Source organism: Aestuariirhabdus haliotis, assembly GCF_023509475.1.
In the GTDB taxonomy this organism is placed as follows: domain Bacteria; phylum Pseudomonadota; class Gammaproteobacteria; order Pseudomonadales; family Aestuariirhabdaceae; genus Aestuariirhabdus; species Aestuariirhabdus haliotis.
Window position 1 is genome coordinate 265,505 of sequence record NZ_JAKSDZ010000001.1, and the last position, 15,529, is coordinate 281,033.

At 53.7% G+C, this 15,529-nt stretch carries 15 protein-coding genes; 7 read left to right on the forward strand and 8 right to left on the reverse strand.

Going from position 1 to position 15,529, the window contains the following annotated elements; genetic code table 11:
* The first annotated feature begins 81 nt into the window (after nt 1–81).
* Nucleotides 82–1,002, forward strand: coding sequence for a zinc ABC transporter substrate-binding protein (locus tag MIB40_RS01340; RefSeq protein ID WP_249689914.1), 921 nt, complete (start codon nt 82–84; stop codon nt 1,000–1,002).
* Here the strand turns inward: MIB40_RS01340 and MIB40_RS01345 are convergent.
* Nucleotides 989–1,309 carry a DUF2782 domain-containing protein gene (locus tag MIB40_RS01345; RefSeq protein WP_249689916.1) on the reverse strand — a complete coding sequence of 107 codons (321 nt, stop codon included), beginning with the start codon at nt 1,307–1,309 and terminating at the stop codon, nt 989–991. The two genes, MIB40_RS01340 and MIB40_RS01345, sit on opposite strands and share 14 nt — an antisense overlap.
* Before the next feature lie 96 nt (nt 1,310–1,405).
* On the opposite strand from MIB40_RS01345, the gene polA reads away from it, so the two are divergent.
* On the forward strand, nt 1,406–4,138 hold the full coding sequence (gene polA, locus MIB40_RS01350; RefSeq protein WP_249689918.1) for a DNA polymerase I: 2,733 nt from the start codon (nt 1,406–1,408) through the stop codon (nt 4,136–4,138).
* 3 nt (nt 4,139–4,141) lie between these two features.
* Here polA and yihA read toward each other — a convergent pair whose 3' ends face one another.
* A complete protein-coding gene (gene yihA, locus MIB40_RS01355; protein ID WP_249689920.1) occupies nt 4,142–4,813 on the reverse strand; it encodes a ribosome biogenesis GTP-binding protein YihA/YsxC in 672 nt (223 codons plus the stop codon).
* A gap of 197 nt (nt 4,814–5,010) precedes the next feature.
* On the opposite strand from yihA, the gene MIB40_RS01360 reads away from it, so the two are divergent.
* The 4 genes from MIB40_RS01360 (at nt 5,011) to MIB40_RS19695 (ending at nt 9,319) form a co-directional block, all read left to right on the forward strand.
* Nucleotides 5,011–5,616, forward strand: a complete 606-nt coding sequence (locus MIB40_RS01360; RefSeq protein WP_249689922.1) for a c-type cytochrome — start codon at nt 5,011–5,013, stop codon at nt 5,614–5,616.
* Nucleotides 5,617–5,872: 256 nt separating this feature from the next.
* Entirely contained in the window at nt 5,873–6,502 is a 630-nt protein-coding gene (locus MIB40_RS01365) for a thiol:disulfide interchange protein DsbA/DsbL (protein ID WP_249689924.1), read from the forward strand.
* A 63-nt stretch (nt 6,503–6,565) separates the two neighbouring features.
* The gene (locus MIB40_RS01370; protein WP_249689926.1) at nt 6,566–7,417 is read left to right on the forward strand and encodes an endonuclease/exonuclease/phosphatase family protein; all 852 of its coding nucleotides are present in this window, start codon (nt 6,566–6,568) and stop codon (nt 7,415–7,417) included.
* 75 nt (nt 7,418–7,492) lie between these two features.
* The gene (locus MIB40_RS19695) at nt 7,493–9,319 is read left to right on the forward strand and encodes a GGDEF domain-containing protein (protein ID WP_249689928.1); all 1,827 of its coding nucleotides are present in this window, start codon (nt 7,493–7,495) and stop codon (nt 9,317–9,319) included.
* A 12-nt stretch (nt 9,320–9,331) separates the two neighbouring features.
* Here the strand turns inward: MIB40_RS19695 and MIB40_RS01380 are convergent, their stop codons facing one another.
* The 6 genes from MIB40_RS01380 to radC all read right to left on the reverse strand — a co-directional run bounded on the left by MIB40_RS01380 (nt 9,332) and on the right by radC (nt 14,155).
* Nucleotides 9,332–9,838: a hypothetical protein gene (locus tag MIB40_RS01380; RefSeq protein ID WP_249689930.1), complete on the reverse strand. Its 507-nt coding sequence runs from the start codon at nt 9,836–9,838 to the stop codon at nt 9,332–9,334.
* Nucleotides 9,829–11,019: an ADP-ribose diphosphatase gene (gene nudF / locus MIB40_RS19820; protein ID WP_406566424.1), complete on the reverse strand. Its 1,191-nt coding sequence runs from the start codon at nt 11,017–11,019 to the stop codon at nt 9,829–9,831. Before nudF ends, MIB40_RS01380 begins: the two co-directional genes overlap by 10 nt.
* Nucleotides 11,020–11,411: 392 nt before the next feature.
* Entirely contained in the window at nt 11,412–12,758 is a 1,347-nt protein-coding gene (gene trhP / locus MIB40_RS01395; RefSeq protein WP_249689932.1) for a prephenate-dependent tRNA uridine(34) hydroxylase TrhP, read from the reverse strand.
* 107 nt (nt 12,759–12,865) lie between these two features.
* The gene (rpmG, locus tag MIB40_RS01400) at nt 12,866–13,021 is read right to left on the reverse strand and encodes a 50S ribosomal protein L33 (RefSeq protein WP_249689933.1); all 156 of its coding nucleotides are present in this window, start codon (nt 13,019–13,021) and stop codon (nt 12,866–12,868) included.
* A gap of 12 nt (nt 13,022–13,033) precedes the next feature.
* Entirely contained in the window at nt 13,034–13,270 is a 237-nt protein-coding gene (rpmB, locus tag MIB40_RS01405) for a 50S ribosomal protein L28 (protein ID WP_249689935.1), read from the reverse strand.
* Between the two features lie 201 nt (nt 13,271–13,471).
* Entirely contained in the window at nt 13,472–14,155 is a 684-nt protein-coding gene (gene radC / locus MIB40_RS01410; protein ID WP_249689937.1) for a RadC family protein, read from the reverse strand.
* Nucleotides 14,156–14,308: 153 nt separating this feature from the next.
* Here radC and coaBC point away from each other — a divergent pair, with 153 nt between their 5' ends.
* Entirely contained in the window at nt 14,309–15,529 is a 1,221-nt protein-coding gene (coaBC, locus tag MIB40_RS01415) for a bifunctional phosphopantothenoylcysteine decarboxylase/phosphopantothenate--cysteine ligase CoaBC (RefSeq protein WP_249689939.1), read from the forward strand.

Genomic DNA, 15,529 nt, shown 5'->3' on the forward strand with positions numbered 1-15,529 from the left:
TTCCGCGAAAAATACATTTGTTATTATATAACATCTCTTTTATCGACATCCCCCTCTATTTTACCGAAGGCTTATCTGAAAATGATGCGATTTTTGTGCAGCTCGCTGGGTGCATTGCTGTTGTGCCTGTCTATGTCCGCCCAGGCCGATATCCAACCGGTCAAGGTGATGACATCGATTAAACCCTTGCAGCTGATCGCTGCAGCGATCACCGATGGCGTCAGTCAACCTGAGTTGCTGGTCCCGGTCGGTGCCTCGCCTCATGGTTACAGCCTTCGGCCCTCGGACCTGAAGCGCTTGGCAGACGCCCAAGTCGTGTTCTGGATTGGTCCGGCGATGGAGCCCTACTTGCAAAAGCTGTTATCGAACCGAACGGATGGCATCCGGGTGCAACAATTTGTCGATGCAGGTGAATCGCAGGCCCATGATGACCACGATGATCATCATGGGCATAACCATGAGCATGATCACGAGGAAGGGACGGATCTTCACCTGTGGTTGAACCCTGACGAGGGCCGTGAAATCGCGGTGCAGATGACGCGAGTTCTGGTCGCAGCAGATCCTGCATTTGCTCAAACATACCAAGAGAATTTGGAGCGCTTTGAGCAGGGATTGGATAATCTGGTGGCAGAAAACCGCTTGCTACTACAGGTACCAGCCCAGCGAGAAATCTTTGTCTTCCATGATGCCTATCAGGGGTTGGAGGCGTTTTATGGCATTCAGGTCGAAGGGGCAATTACCCTGAGCCCGGAGATGCAACCTGGTACTCGTCACCTGGTTTCTGTGCGTGAGCGTTTACTGGCTGCCGGTGAAAGCTGCCTGTTTACCGAGCCCCAGTTTCAGTCGGCTATGTTGAACCGACTGGTAACCGGGTTGGAGGTACAGGTTGCTCAACTGGATCCGTTGGCCGGGGATATCGAGCCGAATGCAACGGGATATTTTCAACACCAGCGGCAGCTGATTGCTACCATCGCTGAATGTACCCGTCCTACCACTCGATAATTTTCCAGGATGGAATAGCAATACGGTTAGGGGTCAGGGCGCCGACATCATCAGTACGGAAAAAGTTACCCTCGTTGTCGGCCGCTATCAGGTAATAGGGCTTGCCGGGTTTACCGCCAACCTTGGGTACAACTTTATAGGCGTAGATAAAGCCGTTGGTGCTGTACTCGTAGATCACCTTGTCTTTTTTCTCGTGGATGACGACTTCAGTATTGGGGCGAATCTCGCCGCGTTCTTCGGCCAGGGCCAGAGAACCAGTCAGACTGGTAGAAAGTGCTAATAATGATGCCAGCAACAAACGTCTCATTAGTATCCTCGGAAATCGATCAGTTAGAATAGGCTACTCGATGGCTCGGTGACCCTGAACCCATTGTAACTCTACCCTAACCAAAAGTGTTGCTTCATGACGAAAGAAACTGCCTCGGCACCCCTGGTGTTGGTTGATGGATCCTCCTACCTGTTCCGTGCCTTCCATGCCCTGCCACCACTGAATAACTCAAAAGGCCAGCCGACCGGGGCGGTAAAGGGTGTGATCAGTATGCTCCGGCGTTTGCAGGCCGACTACCCGGGTAGCCAGTTGGCGGTTATCTTCGACGCCAAGGGACCGACCTTCCGCAGTGAGATTTACCCTGATTACAAGGCCCACCGACCGCCGATGCCGGACGACCTGCGGGTACAGATAGAGCCTATTCATCGCATTATCAAAGCGATGGGGTTGCCCTTGATCAGTGTTTCGGGGGTCGAAGCCGATGATGTCATCGGTACCTACGCAGCTCAGGCAACAACCGCCGGCGTCGATACGGTGATCTCGACGGGTGACAAGGATATGGCCCAGCTGGTCAACGAGCATATAAGCCTGATCAACACCATGAACGACACTCGGTTCGATGTTGCAGGGGTGCGGGACAAGTTTGGTATTGGCCCCGAGCTGATCATCGATTTCCTGGCACTGATGGGCGATAGCGTGGACAACATTCCCGGTGTCCCGGGTGTTGGGCAAAAAACTGCGTTGGCGCTGTTGCAAGGGCTTGGCGGTATCGATGCCATTTACGCCAACCTGGATAAAATCCCCGAGCTGGGTTTTCGTGGAGCGAAAAGCTTGCCAGCGAAAATGGCAGAGCACGAAGCACTCGCTCGCCTGTCCTATGAACTGGCCACTATCAAATGCGACGTTGAGCTGGACCAGGGCATTGACGCCCTGGTGGCCTCCGAACCGGATAATGAGCTTCTGCTCGAGATCTTTCGTGAGCAGGAGTTCCGAGGTTGGATCGATGAGCTTGCCAGCAGCAAAAACGAATCGGCCGCATTGACCACCGAGGCGCCGGCGGCTGTGGACTACCAATTGGTGACCGACAAGCCCCTGTTCCTTGAATGGCTTTCACGTTTACAGGCAGCAGAGCTGTTTGCCTTCGATACCGAAACCACCAGTCTGGACTATATGCAGGCCGAGATTGTCGGCGTGTCTTTTGCTATCGAACCCGGAGAAGCCGCCTATGTGCCGTTGGCTCATAGCTATGAAGGTTGCCCCGGGCAACTCGATCGTGATTGGGTGATGGGGCAGTTGAAGCCCCTGCTGGAAGACCCGAAACGCAGCAAGGTTGGGCAAAACCTGAAGTATGATATGAGCGTTCTGGCCCGAGCGGGGATTAACCTGCAGGGCATCGCCCACGACACCATGCTGCAATCCTACGTACTCGATTCGGTGGCTAGCCGCCACGATATGGATACGCTGGCCAACAACCACCTGGGTATCAGTACCATTACTTTTGAGGAGGTCGCTGGCAAAGGCGCCAAGCAGAAAACCTTCGATCAGGTAGAGCTCGAACAGGCGGGGCCCTATGCCGCCGAAGATGCCGATATCACACTGCGTTTGCACCGCGTACTTTGGCCTCGGTTAGAGGCTGAAGCCGAGTTATTAAAGCTTTATCAATCCTTGGAACTGCCCCTGTTGTCGGCGTTGTCCAGAACCGAACGCCGCGGTGCCCTGGTCGATCCCTGGCTATTGCAGCAGCAGAGTGAGGAGATCGCGCGTCGTCTGGATGAGCTGGAAACCGAATCCTGGGAGCTGGCGGGGGAAAAGTTTAACCTGGGTTCGCCCAAACAACTGCAACAGATTTTTTTCGAAAAGCTGGGGCTGCCGGTTATTAAAAAAACCCCCAAGGGCCAACCTTCTACTGCTGAGCCGATCTTGCAGGAGCTGGCACTCGATTATCCCCTGCCCAAGCTGATACTGGAGCATCGCGGCCTGGCCAAACTGAAGTCGACCTATACCGACAAGCTGCCTCAGCAGATTGACCCTGCCACCGGCCGGGTGCATACCTCCTATCATCAGGCGGTCACGGCCACCGGGCGCTTGTCTTCTTCTGACCCTAACTTGCAAAACATACCGGTGCGCAGCGAAGAGGGTCGCCGAATCCGCCAGGCATTTGTGGCGGATAAAGGCTATCGATTGCTGGCTGCGGATTACTCTCAAATTGAGCTCCGCATTATGGCCCACCTGTCTGGTGATGCCGGTTTGATAGCAGCCTTCCAGGAAGGGCGTGATGTGCACAGGTCGACGGCGGCTGAGGTATTTGGTATCCCCCTGGAGGCAGTGACCACAGAGCAAAGACGCAGTGCCAAGGCGATTAATTTTGGCCTGATCTACGGTATGTCGGCGTTCGGCCTGGCCAAGCAGCTGGGGGTGACACGTAAGTCGGCACAGGAATATATCGACCTTTATTTCGAGCGTTATCCCGGCGTACTCGATTATATGGAGCGAACCCGTGAGCAGGCCCGAGAACAAGGTTATGTTGAAACCCTGAACGGTCGACGCTTGTATTTGCCGGAAATCAATTCACGCAATGGTATGCGTCGCCAGGCGGCGGAGCGTACAGCCATTAATGCGCCGATGCAGGGTACTGCGGCCGATATTATCAAGCGGGCGATGATTGATGTTGACCGCTGGCTGCTTGAGTCAGAGCTGGATGCGGCCATCATCATGCAGGTGCACGATGAGCTGGTTCTGGAGGTGGCGGAAGCTCAGGTGGATGAAGTTCGCGACCAACTGGTCAGCATTATGTCGCAAGCCGCCGCGCTGGATGTGGACCTGCTGGTTGAAGTGGGTGAAGGTGATAACTGGGAAGAGGCCCATTAGGGCCTATTCCTGCTCGCCCTCTACCTCATTAGTGTCGGCATCCATATCGAGCAAAGGAGCGCTGAACCAGCTATTGAGTTGACGAGTGAGCTCATCGATGCCGGTGTTCTTGGGTGCTGAGAAACACTGCACCGTTACTTCTGACATCGCCTTGCAGTGCTGGCGGACAGCCATCAGGGCTTTTTGAGCGGCACCGTATTTGAGTTTATCCGCTTTGGTGAGCAGAACATGGGTCGGTAGCTGGCAACTGTGTGCCCAGTTAAGCAGAGTGAGATCGAACTCCTTGAGAGGGTGACGAATGTCCATCAACAGCACGATGCCGCACAGGCTTTGGCGACCGCTCAGATATTCATCCAGATGTTTTTGCCATTCGATCTTCATCGCTTCCGGCACTTTGGCATACCCGTAACCCGGCAGGTCAACCAAACGGCGGTGGTCATCCATCGCAAAGAAGTTGATCATCTGGGTACGGCCGGGAGTTTTACTGGTCCGAGCCAGTTTGCTGGATTGCGTCAGGGCATTGAGAGCACTGCTTTTACCGGCATTGGAGCGCCCGGCAAAGGCGACCTCAAGCCCTTGGTCGGCAGGACAAAGGGCAAGTGTGGGCGAACTTTTCAGGTAATGGGCGGCTCGATAATCGGGGGCCGGAAGGATGTTCGCTGGGCTATCAGCCATGGTTACTGCCTCTGATTACGTTTTTGGTACTGTTGGTATATAATGGCGCGGTTTTTACCATAGGCAACCATAAACAGCCAGTAGGTTGCTAATGAGTTGGGCGCGAGGGGACGCGCTTTCTGGGCAATGGGCCGAAGAGTCTGTGCAGAGAAAGCTGACATAATTCCAAAATTTATAGGTTATAACTGGGTACGCCGATGAAAAAAGTGATTGTAAGTCTGATGTTGACCCTGGGGGTTTCTGTCACCGCACATGCTGCTGGTGATGCGCAAGCAGGGGCAGCTAAAGCTGCGGTCTGTGGTGCTTGTCATGGCGCAAGTGGCGTCAGTGCAGCGCCAAACTTCCCCAACCTGGCTGGTCAGGGCGAACGCTACCTGATCAAGCAGATGCAAGATGTTAAATCCGGTGCTCGCCCCATTCTTGAGATGACCGGCATGCTGGACAACCTGTCCGAGCAGGATCTGGCCGATATCGCGGCGCACTTTGCTTCACAAACCCCGGCGCAGGGCGCAGCGGATCCCGCTTTGGTTGAATTGGGCGAAGCCGTATATCGTGGCGGCATCACTGCGAAAGGCGTTCCCGCTTGTAATGCTTGCCATTCGCCAACCGGTAAGGGTAACGAATTGGCAGGTTTCCCGGCATTGAGCGGCCAGAAAGCCGACTACACGGCCAAGCAGCTTCGCGCTTTCCGTGAAGGTGAGCGTAAAAATGATGGCGATACGCGCATCATGCGTGACATTGCCGAGAAGCTCAGCAATAAAGAGGTGGATGCACTCGCCAGCTTTATTGAGGGTTTGCGCTAGCTTGATGGTTGGTTCGCTAGAAAAGGTGGCTCAGGCCACCTTTTTTTATGCCCTTAATTGTGGCCTACGGCCCGTTGTTTAGAGTGGCATGGCACTTTATAGCCCTACAGGGGTCTCAGCTAACATCCAGCAGAAAGCGTGCGACGCCACCTCGGTGAAAGCTTTTCGCCGTTTATCGGGTTTCTTGTTCACCCGAGTAAAAATATTTGCGACACTGTCGCCCATTCAGGATTCGTTTCGACCAAGGAGATTATTGATGGCCAAGCTTTTGCGCCGAGTACTTGTTTTGTTGTGTTGGTTGCCGCTGATGGCACAGGCAGAAACCTTTCAGGAGGGCGTTCATTACGATCGTCTGCCACAAGCGGTTCCGACCATGAATCGGGATCAGGTCGAAGTTAACGAGATGTTCTGGTATGGCTGCCCGCACTGCTACAACCTGGAGCCTCTGGTGTTGCCCTGGAGTAAACAGTTACCCGAAGGCGCCTATTTTACCAAGACGCCAGCGATGTTCTCTGCCATCTGGAAAACCCACGCCCAACTTTTCTATACCGTAAGAGAACTGAACCTCGGTGATGAGGTGGATGTGGCGATTTTTGAAGCCTACCACCAGATGGGTAATCGTCTTGATACGCCAGAAAAAATGGCGGCTTTTCTCAAGCCCTATGGCATTAGCGCCGAACAATTTAATGAAGCCTATAATTCCTTTGGGGTAAAAAACCAGATGCAACAGGCCTATTCCAAGGCCCGTGGATACCAGATCCGTGGCGTGCCAGCTATTATTGTTAACGGTAAATACCGTATCACTGGACAAAGTGCCGGTAGCAACGCCAAGATGATCGAAGTGGCTACCTATCTGGTGGAGAGAGAACTCAAAGCCCGCCAGTAATCGGCAAGTCTGTGTTGTTGTTATAGGGGGCGTATTGCCCCCTTGTAAATGGGGGGCAATTCAATGGAGTCCGTTAAACCCTTTGCCCGGCGTTTCCATGGTATTTCCCACCGTGCTCAGTGCCAACGTGTGTGGCAACCTCAATCACCCGTCTCCTACGGAGAAGGTACCCCCCTCAGGTTACTCAGTTTTAATGTACAGGTGGGCAATCGAACTGAACGATACCACCATTATTTGACTCGCTGCTGGCAGCACCTGCTTCCCCATCGCCACCGTCTTGATTCCCTTCAACAAATTGCCGGTTTACTACGTCAGTACGATCTGGTCGCCCTGCAGGAGGTGGATGGTGGCAGCCTGCGCAGTGGTTACATCAACCAAATCGAGTATCTGGCGCAACAGGGAGCCTTCCCCTATTGGTATCAACAGTTAAATCGCAATATGGGGCGGTTTGCACAACATAGTAATGGTTTGCTGAGTCGACTACCCCCGGAAAGTCTGGAAGACCATAAATTACCGGGACTCATCCCGGGACGCGGAGCTATTGTCAGTCGCTATCAAATCGATGGCAGTCAATTACTCGTGATTATGCTTCACCTGTCGTTGAGTCGTCGCAGTCGCAACCAGCAGTTAAGTTATATCCGCAGCCTGATGCGTGATGCGACTCACACGGTATTGATGGGAGATATGAATACTCAGGTAGCGGCTTTGCTCGAGCGATCTCCGCTGGAAGGTAGTGGTTTGATTGCCGCTCACAGTGGTGTGCCCACTTTCCCCAGCTGGCGGCCTACTCGGGCATTGGATCATATTTTGATTAGCCCGGGTATACGGGTGGATAAGGTTGATGTGCTTGATTTCCCCCTGTCCGACCATCTACCGGTTGGTCTGGAGCTTCGTCTGGCACCACCGGTTCATTAGGTAGCATTAATATCCATCGAGCAGCTAGACTCTGAAGATAGATAACAGTTTTGAAATGACGGGAGCTATTTAGCAGTGGCAGATGATAATGGTGACAGCGCAGAACGTTGGCGCAGTAAATACCTCAGTAGCCTGGACAAGCGTGATAGCCTCGAAAAGGCGATGCAGGAACAGATTGATGAACTGCGCAAAACCCTGCTGGTAGTTATGCTGGTTTGCCGTGGCATCGACAGTGAGCTGGATGAGAGTATCAAGGCACTAGCTGACCAGTTGCGTGGAGCCACCCGAGACATTCATGTTGGGCCATTAGTCGACAAGGTGCAGAAACGCGCGGGTATTGTTCTCGATCGAAAGGATTTCGATCAGCTGCGAGAGCAGTTGTCCCAGCTTTTATCCCAGCTGAGAAATTGCGACATAGACCGAGCCCTGCAGAAACGTCTGGTCCAGGAGGAAAAAGCGCTTCAGAAGCAACTCAAAGGGTATCAGGATCTTCCTCCCTTGTTGGAAAAAATGGCGGAGCATCAACGTGATGTGCTGATGCAGATGGGCAACGGAGCGATAGTTCAGCCGGCCGAAAAGCCGTTTTGGCGGCGACTGTTCAGTGGCGACAATGAGCAAGAGGCCCAGATTTATCCCGAGACGAGAGAAGACTCTGACACCCAGCAACAGATAGCCACTGAACAAGAATTGCTTGCGGATGAAGACAGCACACTCGACCTGGCCGAGCCGGGCGGGCGGCGAGCTGCGCTTGAGGAGTCAGTATCTGATGGCGCCGAAGATCAGAATGCTGAAGATGGTGCTCTCGAGCATGATGAGCCTGAAACCACTGACCAGCAGGAGCAGGATGTACTGGGTCAGGACTTTACTCTATTGTCCCGACATATCGGCTCTACCTTGATGGATCTGCTGAGCCAGCTGGCCATTCCCGATCGCCTTGAAAATGACAGTTACTCATTACAGCGAAATATTGATGGTGGTATTACCTGGTACGAACTGGTGCCAAATCTGGAGCGGATGAACCGTATTGTCTTGGGCACGGTGGGTCAGACTCGGAACGAATTTGAAAACTATCTAAAAGTGATACACGATCGCCTTGCCGATTTTCAGGCGCGAGCTGGATTGGTTCGGCAAGGCATGCAACAGGCCAGGGGCAGTAACGAGAAGCTGGATGCCAGCCTGAGAGAGGGGATTGATCACCTGCAGCGTTCCATGGAGGCAGCCACCGATCTGGAAGCGCTGAAGGAAGATGTTGGCCAGAGACTTGATACGATATTGCAGACCATTGAAGTGCATAAGCAGGAACTGGAGCATAATGAGCAGGCTGACAAGTTGCAGCAGCTGACGAGCCGCATGCAGGAGATGGAACAGGAAACTCAGCAGCTAAAAGTTAATCTGTCGAAAGAACGTGCACGAGCAACCCGCGATCGGTTAACCGGTCTGCCCAATCGATTAGCTTATGAAACCCGGGTAGAAAGCGAATACGCCCGCTGGAAACGGTACCAGGAGCCTTTGGTGCTGGCTGTTGCCGATATCGATCTGTTCAAAAATGTGAATGATCGTTTTGGCCATCTGGCCGGAGATAAACTACTGCGAATATTTGCCCGCCAATTGCAGAAGAACCTGCGAGAGGTCGACTTTATTGCCCGCTATGGAGGGGAGGAGTTTATTATTCTGATGCCCAATACAGCGTTACAGGAAGGGCAGCAGGTAGCGGAAAAGGTCCGCGCCGCGATCGAGGTCACACCCCTGCATTATAAGAGTGATGCTTTAACAATCACGGCCTCCTTTGGTGTTACTGAATTCCGCGGCGGGGATACGGTGGCCGAAGTGTTTGAGCGTGCCGATACGGCGTTGTATAAAGCTAAGGAGCAAGGTCGAAATCGGGTGTCGGTCGAAGCCTGATTGGGAAATTGACTAGTCATCCAATGGAAGCGCGCGCAGGGCATCCCTGACGGCCCTGCGAGCAACTTCCTCTGGTGATTCTCCTGCGCGACCCTGTGCTGCTACCCGGGTTTGCCATAGACTGCTTTGATCACTTTGTTGAATCAGTTCCAGTTCCAGGTCAACCTGGGCTCTTCCCTGTGAGTCGGTTTCCCACTGATCGATACTGCCCTGAAAACGATAATCAAAGGATCCCTGATTAACCCATTGGAGAGCTTGCTGGTGTCGGTCGGCCTGATGCAGCTGGGCATTGGATCCCTGGGTTTCGGTAGCTGGCATCTCGGAGAATTGACGCACCCCTCGCGCAGGTAATGCCTGTCGAATCAGGTGTGATACCCACTCCGCGGCCTCTTCGTTATTGGTGTAATCGGCCAGCGGCATTAAGGCCCAGCGGGCATTGCTTTGAATCTGGCTAGGTTGATGGCCGCAGGCGCTAAGCAGAAGCGCTATCAGGACGAGTATCGTTGGGCTTAGTCGCACGGATTATGCTCCTTAAGTAATCGGGGTAAATTCAATTGCAGCCATTGTAGGGCGATAATGGTGGCGGCGTTATTCAGTTCACCATCCTGGAGCAGATCGAGGGCCTGGTCGATGCTGACGACATGTACGCGAATATCTTCGCCCTCGGCTTCCAGTCCGTGAATACCCTGGGCTGTCGATGCATCCACGAGACCACAGAATATTTCCAGTTCTTCTGAGCTCCCGCCGGGACTGGGCAGGTATTGGCAAACCGGAAGCAAAGCCCCTACTTCAAGCCCGGCTTCTTCCATGGCTTCACGGCGTACCAGCTCCTCTGGGCTTTCACCGTCCTCAAGAATGCCGGCGACTATTTCCAGCATCCATGGGGAAAAACCTGCCGCATATGCACCGATACGAAATTGCTCCACCAGGACAATTTGCTGGCGTTGAAGGTCAACGGGCAGCATGGCCACGGCTTTGGTGCGCAGAAATATTTCACGGCTCAGTGTGTGAGTCCAGCCCCCGGCGAAGCGGCGGTGCTGGAGCTGATAACGATCCATTTTAAAAAAACCGTCATAACAGCGTTCGTGTTCGAGCACCTGAACATCCTGCTGGTTGTAATGTGGCACGCGGTTTAGCGCAGAGGGTGCGTACAGATCGTTAGCGAGTATGTAGTCGACAACCCTGTCTGGAAGTATTGTGCAAAGGGCATCGCGGTCAACCCTTGCCGGGCCTTGCAGCAGGACCCGAGCATCGCTGCTGCGGAACCTGATCCGTTGCTTGGCTGTAAAAATGGGCCAATGTTGTTCGATCTCTGCGGCGCGATAAAAGTTCTGCCAGACCTTGGGGTCGGCGTTGTCGGGGCCGCGAATAAAACCGAGTTCAAGGTTCGAATACGCAGGTCCCAACTGCGCCTCGAGAGCCGTTAGCAGGTCAAAGGTGTAGACCGGACTGTTTGAATTGGCAGCTAAAGTGGCTTCGATGGTGGAAACTTCAAGCGCACAGGGAGGGTTCAGGGTTTCGCAAAGAGCCTGTAACATGGCGACTCGGTGAGCGAAGGGTTGGCTACGTTTGCCAAACGCGTGACGCGCAGAAGGCACCAGCAGAATAAGATCAAACCGGGTAGCTGCTTGCTCAATAACGTCAACATGACCCTTGGTTGGGGGGTCAAAAGCAGAACCCAAAACGCCAATGCGAAACATTACTTACTCCATGCGAGAAGAGGGCCTAGTATATCGTCCTCGTCGTAAAATGGCTTGGCCCGAGCGGCCTGATGTTTACAAATACAGAGCGTTAAGGGGGAATGCCTATGGTGCTTTGGGGTCAGGGTAAAAATGCTGGTATAGGTATAAACCGAAATGCCGTAGCCATTTGTACGCATAGAGAGACCTGCATCACTGGGATACTATTATTGGCGATGAGACATTCCTCATTCTATGGATTATGCATTGCCCTGGCCTCCCCCCGATCGTCAGGGTTTTTTTTGCCTGAAATTCATGACTTCCACCCTCACATGCTTACCGCCAAATAGCTCGAAATAAGAGCCACAGCCCAGATAATTTGGAAGGAACAGGCATCCGGCCGCAGGTAGATATCAGTTGCCAGCAGCTGCTGTGGGCAGGTCACGGACCAGTAATCCGTGTGGATCGACATCCAGGTCACCTACCGGGAAGCGAACGCGGTGGCCGTTGCCGGGGGCGACTTCAACGCTGGCGCCCTTGTGGTTTTCCATCGACGTCAGGGTAAAGCGATGGTTGCCCTGGGGGGTCATCAGTTCCAGCTGATCACCCAGCTGGAAGCGATTTTTGACATCAATGGTGACCATGCCCTGGTCGCATTCAACGACTTCCCCGACAAATTGCTGGGTGGTACTGACGGAATTGCCCCGCTCATAATTCTGGTACTCATCATGCACGTGACGGCGGTAGAAACCTTCGGTATAGCCCCGGCTGGCAAGATTTTCCAGAATATCCATTAGCCCGCGATCGAAGCTTTTGCCCGCCGCCGCATCGTCAATGGCCTGGCGGTAAACCTGGGCCGTGCGGGAAACATAGTAGTGGGACTTGGTGCGCCCTTCGATCTTGAGTGAATGGATGCCCATCTTGGTCAGTCGTTCGACATGCTGGATCGCTCGCAGGTCTTTGGAATTCATGATGTAAGTGCCGTGTTCGTCTTCGAACGCAGGCATGTAATCATCCGGGCGACCCTGTTCCTGCAACAGGACGATTTTATCGCTTGGAGCGCCTTCACCCAACTGCGGCTCAACCGTTTCAGCAGCTGGATCCATCTGTTGTACGGGGACGATGTCGCCGGACGGGGTCTCCGTGGCTTCATGGGAGTCATATTTCCAGCGGCAGGCGTTGGTGCAGGTGCCCTGATTGGGATCGCGATGGTTGATGTAGCCTGACAGCAGGCAACGTCCCGAGTAAGCGATGCACAAGGAGCCATGAACGAAGACTTCAAGTTCCATCTCCGGGCATTGCATGCGGATCTCTTCGATCTCATCCAGGGACAGCTCGCGAGAGAGGATAATGCGACTGACGCCCATCTGATACCAGAATTTAACGGCGGCGTAGTTAACCACATTGGCCTGAACCGAGAGATGAATCGGCATATCGGGCCATTGCTCCCGAACCAGCATGATGAGCCCGGGATCGGACATAATCAGGGCGTCGGGCTTCATGGCGATAACCGGCTCGATGTCCTTAAGGTAGGTTTTGACTTTGCTGTTGTGGGGCGCAATGTTGCTCGCCAGATAGAACTGCTTGCCTTGCTGGTGAGCGAATTGAATTCCTTGCTCGAGGTTCTCAAGCTTAAAATCGTTATTGCGTACCCGCAGACTGTAGCGAGGTTGCCCGGCGTACACCGCATCGGCTCCATAGGCGAAGGCATAATGCATATTCTTCAGGGTTCCCGCCGGGGAGAGCAGTTCTGGCTTCATGGTAATGTCCCACCTTGAAAAGCTTTGATCAAAAAACGCACAAAAATTTGATAGTCACATAAAAAAACCCGCAGAAGCGGGCTTTTTAGTACAGGAAAGCCACAAGCTTACTTGATCTTGCTTTCCTTGTACTCGACGTGCTTACGTACCACCGGATCAAACTTCTTGATCACCAGCTTATCTGGGGTGGTGCGCTTGTTCTTGTCGGTAGTGTAGAAGTGACCGGTACCAGCAGAGGACACCAATTTGATTTTATCGCGCATGGGTTTCGCTCCTTATACCTTTTCGCCACGTTTGCGGAGATCGACAAGAACGTTGTCGATGCCCTTCTTATCAATTACACGCATGCCTTTGGCAGAAACGCGTAGACGCACAAAACGTTTCTCGGACTCAACCCAGAAACGATGATAGTGCAGGTTGGGTGAAAAACGACGACGCGTTTTGTTTTGAGCGTGTGATACGTTATTTCCGGCTACTGGACGCTTTCCAGTTACCTGACAAACCTTAGACATGTTAAAAAGCCTCTCAACCACTTGTCGGCATGTGTGCCGCCAAGACCAATGAAATCTGAATTCGGAAAGCGAGTAGATCGCTGTCGAGGGGTCATTTGCCGCGGGTCCCCTCAAAGAGCAGTGCTTTATACCAGAAGGGTTGGGGGGGTGCAACAAAATTGGTGAATTTTCACCCTGCAGCCCTGATTTGCCGGCCACTTGTCAGGTGATTGGCATCAGGCCCCGTTCGGCAAAAGAGATCACCTGCTGGTCACCCACCACCATATGGTCGAGTACTCGAATATCCATCAGGGATAGGGCGGCGACCAGGCGTTCGGTGATCTGAATATCGGCGGTGCTGGGCTCAGCTACTCCGCTGGGGTGATTGTGCGCTAGAATGACGGCCGCCGCATTTACCCCCAGACAACGTTTAACGATTTCCCTGGGGTAAACCGCCGCCGAATCGATAGTTCCCTGGAACACTTCTTCGTAGTCGAGAATGCGGTGCTGGTTATCCAGGTAGATACAAGCGAAGACTTCATGCTGATGGTGGCGAAGTTGGGCCAGCAGGTAATGGCGAGTCGCTTCGCTACTGGTGATCGCATCCCCCCGCTGTATTTCGCTGGCCAAGTGCCGACGGCTCATCTCGAGTACTGCTTGTAGCTGACTGTATTTTGCCGCGCCAAGGCCTTTTTCCGCGCAAAACCGACGTTGATCGGCTTCCAGTATCCCTCGCAAGCCGCCGAAAGTTTGCAACATGTCCCGTGCCAGGTCGACCGCCGAGCGACCCGTAATGCCTGTGCGGAGAAAAATAGCCAGCAGCTCGGCATCGCTCAGCTGACTGGCGCCCCTGGCCAATAGCTTCTCTCTGGGCCGCTCCATGGCAGGCCAGTCTGTAATCGCCATTGCAACCTCCTTGTTGCACATAAAAAATGACGGGTTGTAATAGAAAGTAGCAGTTGAAGCCTTAGGCTGCTGTCCTTCTGAGGGTACGCAACAGCACATTTCAGTGGTATCTTTAATGGTTTGTAATTACCTACTTACCTAGATGGGCAGTCTATGCAGTGCTTAGCAAATAAAAGGATCCTTCTCGGTATCACAGGTGGTGTGGCCGCCTACAAGAGTGCAGAGCTGGTTCGCCGATTACAGGATCAGGGGGCTGAGGTTCGGGTAGTCATGACCCGGGGCAGCCAGCAGTTTATTACTCCCCTCACCCTTCAGGCGTTATCGGGGCATCCCGTTTCGACGGACCTGCTGGATCCAGCAGCTGAAGCCGCCATGGGGCATATCGAATTAGCCCGTTGGGCCGAGCTGGTATTGGTGGCACCCGCGACGGCAGATTTTATGGCTCGGCTAGCTCATGGTCATGCCGGCGACTTACTGACAACCCTTTGCCTGGCAACGGATGCCAGGGTTATGTTGGCGCCCGCGATGAACCAGGCGATGTGGAGTAACCCGGCGACACAGCGTAATCAGGAGGTGCTGCGCGGCCAGGGAGTTGCACTGCTGGGCCCTGCGGTAGGTCTGCAAGCCTGCGGTGACAATGGTCCCGGTCGAATGCTGGAGGTGCCGGAGTTGGTCGATGGCGTTTGCCGGGCTTTTCCTGAGCCGGTTCTAAACGGCAAGCGAGTGATGATAACGGCGGGGCCAACTCGTGAAGCCCTCGACCCGGTGCGTTACCTCTCCAACCACAGCTCGGGCAAGATGGGTTTCGCGCTGGCAGAAGCCGCGAGCCATGCTGGCGCTGAAGTGGTCCTGGTTAGTGGTCCGACCAGTTTGCCGTGCCCTGCTGGGGTAACGCGGATCGATGTTGAAAGTGCGCAGTCGATGCTGGAGGCAGTTCATCAGCGTGTTATCGACTGCGACCTGTTCATTGCCTGCGCGGCGGTTGCCGACTATCGTCCTGCTACCGTACAGGAGCATAAAATCAAAAAATCGGTTGATACCGATGACGATGCGTTGCAATTAACACTGGTACGCAATCCGGACATAGTCGCGTCGGTTGCGGCGCTGAAGCAGCGACCTTTCGTCGTTGGCTTTGCCGCAGAAACCCGCGATGTACTCAGCTACGCGGCAGATAAACGGATGCGTAAGGGGTTGGATCTGATCGTGGCGAATGATGTTTCTGACACGGAAATTGGTTTTAACAGCGACGATAATGCCGTCACTGTATTGGGTGAGAACCTTGAGCAGAGCTTTGCCCAGGTATCCAAGCAGTCGTTATCACATAGCTTGATAACGCTCTTTGCCCAACAACTAGATGCTAAAACGACAAAATAG

Excerpts from the sequence above, each read along its gene's own strand:
- MIB40_RS01340 (WP_249689914.1), top strand. The coding sequence starts at position 82 with ATGATGCGATTTTTGTGCAGCTCGCTGGGTGCATTGCTGTTGTGCCTG.
- MIB40_RS01345 (WP_249689916.1), bottom strand. The coding sequence starts at position 1,309 with ATGAGACGTTTGTTGCTGGCATCATTATTAGCACTTTCTACCAGTCTG.
- polA (WP_249689918.1), top strand. The coding sequence starts at position 1,406 with ATGACGAAAGAAACTGCCTCGGCACCCCTGGTGTTGGTTGATGGATCC.
- yihA (WP_249689920.1), bottom strand. The coding sequence starts at position 4,813 with ATGGCTGATAGCCCAGCGAACATCCTTCCGGCCCCCGATTATCGAGCC.
- MIB40_RS01360 (WP_249689922.1), top strand. The coding sequence starts at position 5,011 with ATGAAAAAAGTGATTGTAAGTCTGATGTTGACCCTGGGGGTTTCTGTC.
- MIB40_RS01365 (WP_249689924.1), top strand. The coding sequence starts at position 5,873 with ATGGCCAAGCTTTTGCGCCGAGTACTTGTTTTGTTGTGTTGGTTGCCG.
- MIB40_RS01370 (WP_249689926.1), top strand. The coding sequence starts at position 6,566 with ATGGAGTCCGTTAAACCCTTTGCCCGGCGTTTCCATGGTATTTCCCAC.
- nudF (WP_406566424.1), bottom strand. The coding sequence starts at position 11,019 with ATGTTTCGCATTGGCGTTTTGGGTTCTGCTTTTGACCCCCCAACCAAG.
- trhP (WP_249689932.1), bottom strand. The coding sequence starts at position 12,758 with ATGAAGCCAGAACTGCTCTCCCCGGCGGGAACCCTGAAGAATATGCAT.
- rpmG (WP_249689933.1), bottom strand. The coding sequence starts at position 13,021 with ATGCGCGATAAAATCAAATTGGTGTCCTCTGCTGGTACCGGTCACTTC.
- rpmB (WP_249689935.1), bottom strand. The coding sequence starts at position 13,270 with ATGTCTAAGGTTTGTCAGGTAACTGGAAAGCGTCCAGTAGCCGGAAAT.
- radC (WP_249689937.1), bottom strand. The coding sequence starts at position 14,155 with ATGGCGATTACAGACTGGCCTGCCATGGAGCGGCCCAGAGAGAAGCTA.
- coaBC (WP_249689939.1), top strand. The coding sequence starts at position 14,309 with ATGCAGTGCTTAGCAAATAAAAGGATCCTTCTCGGTATCACAGGTGGT.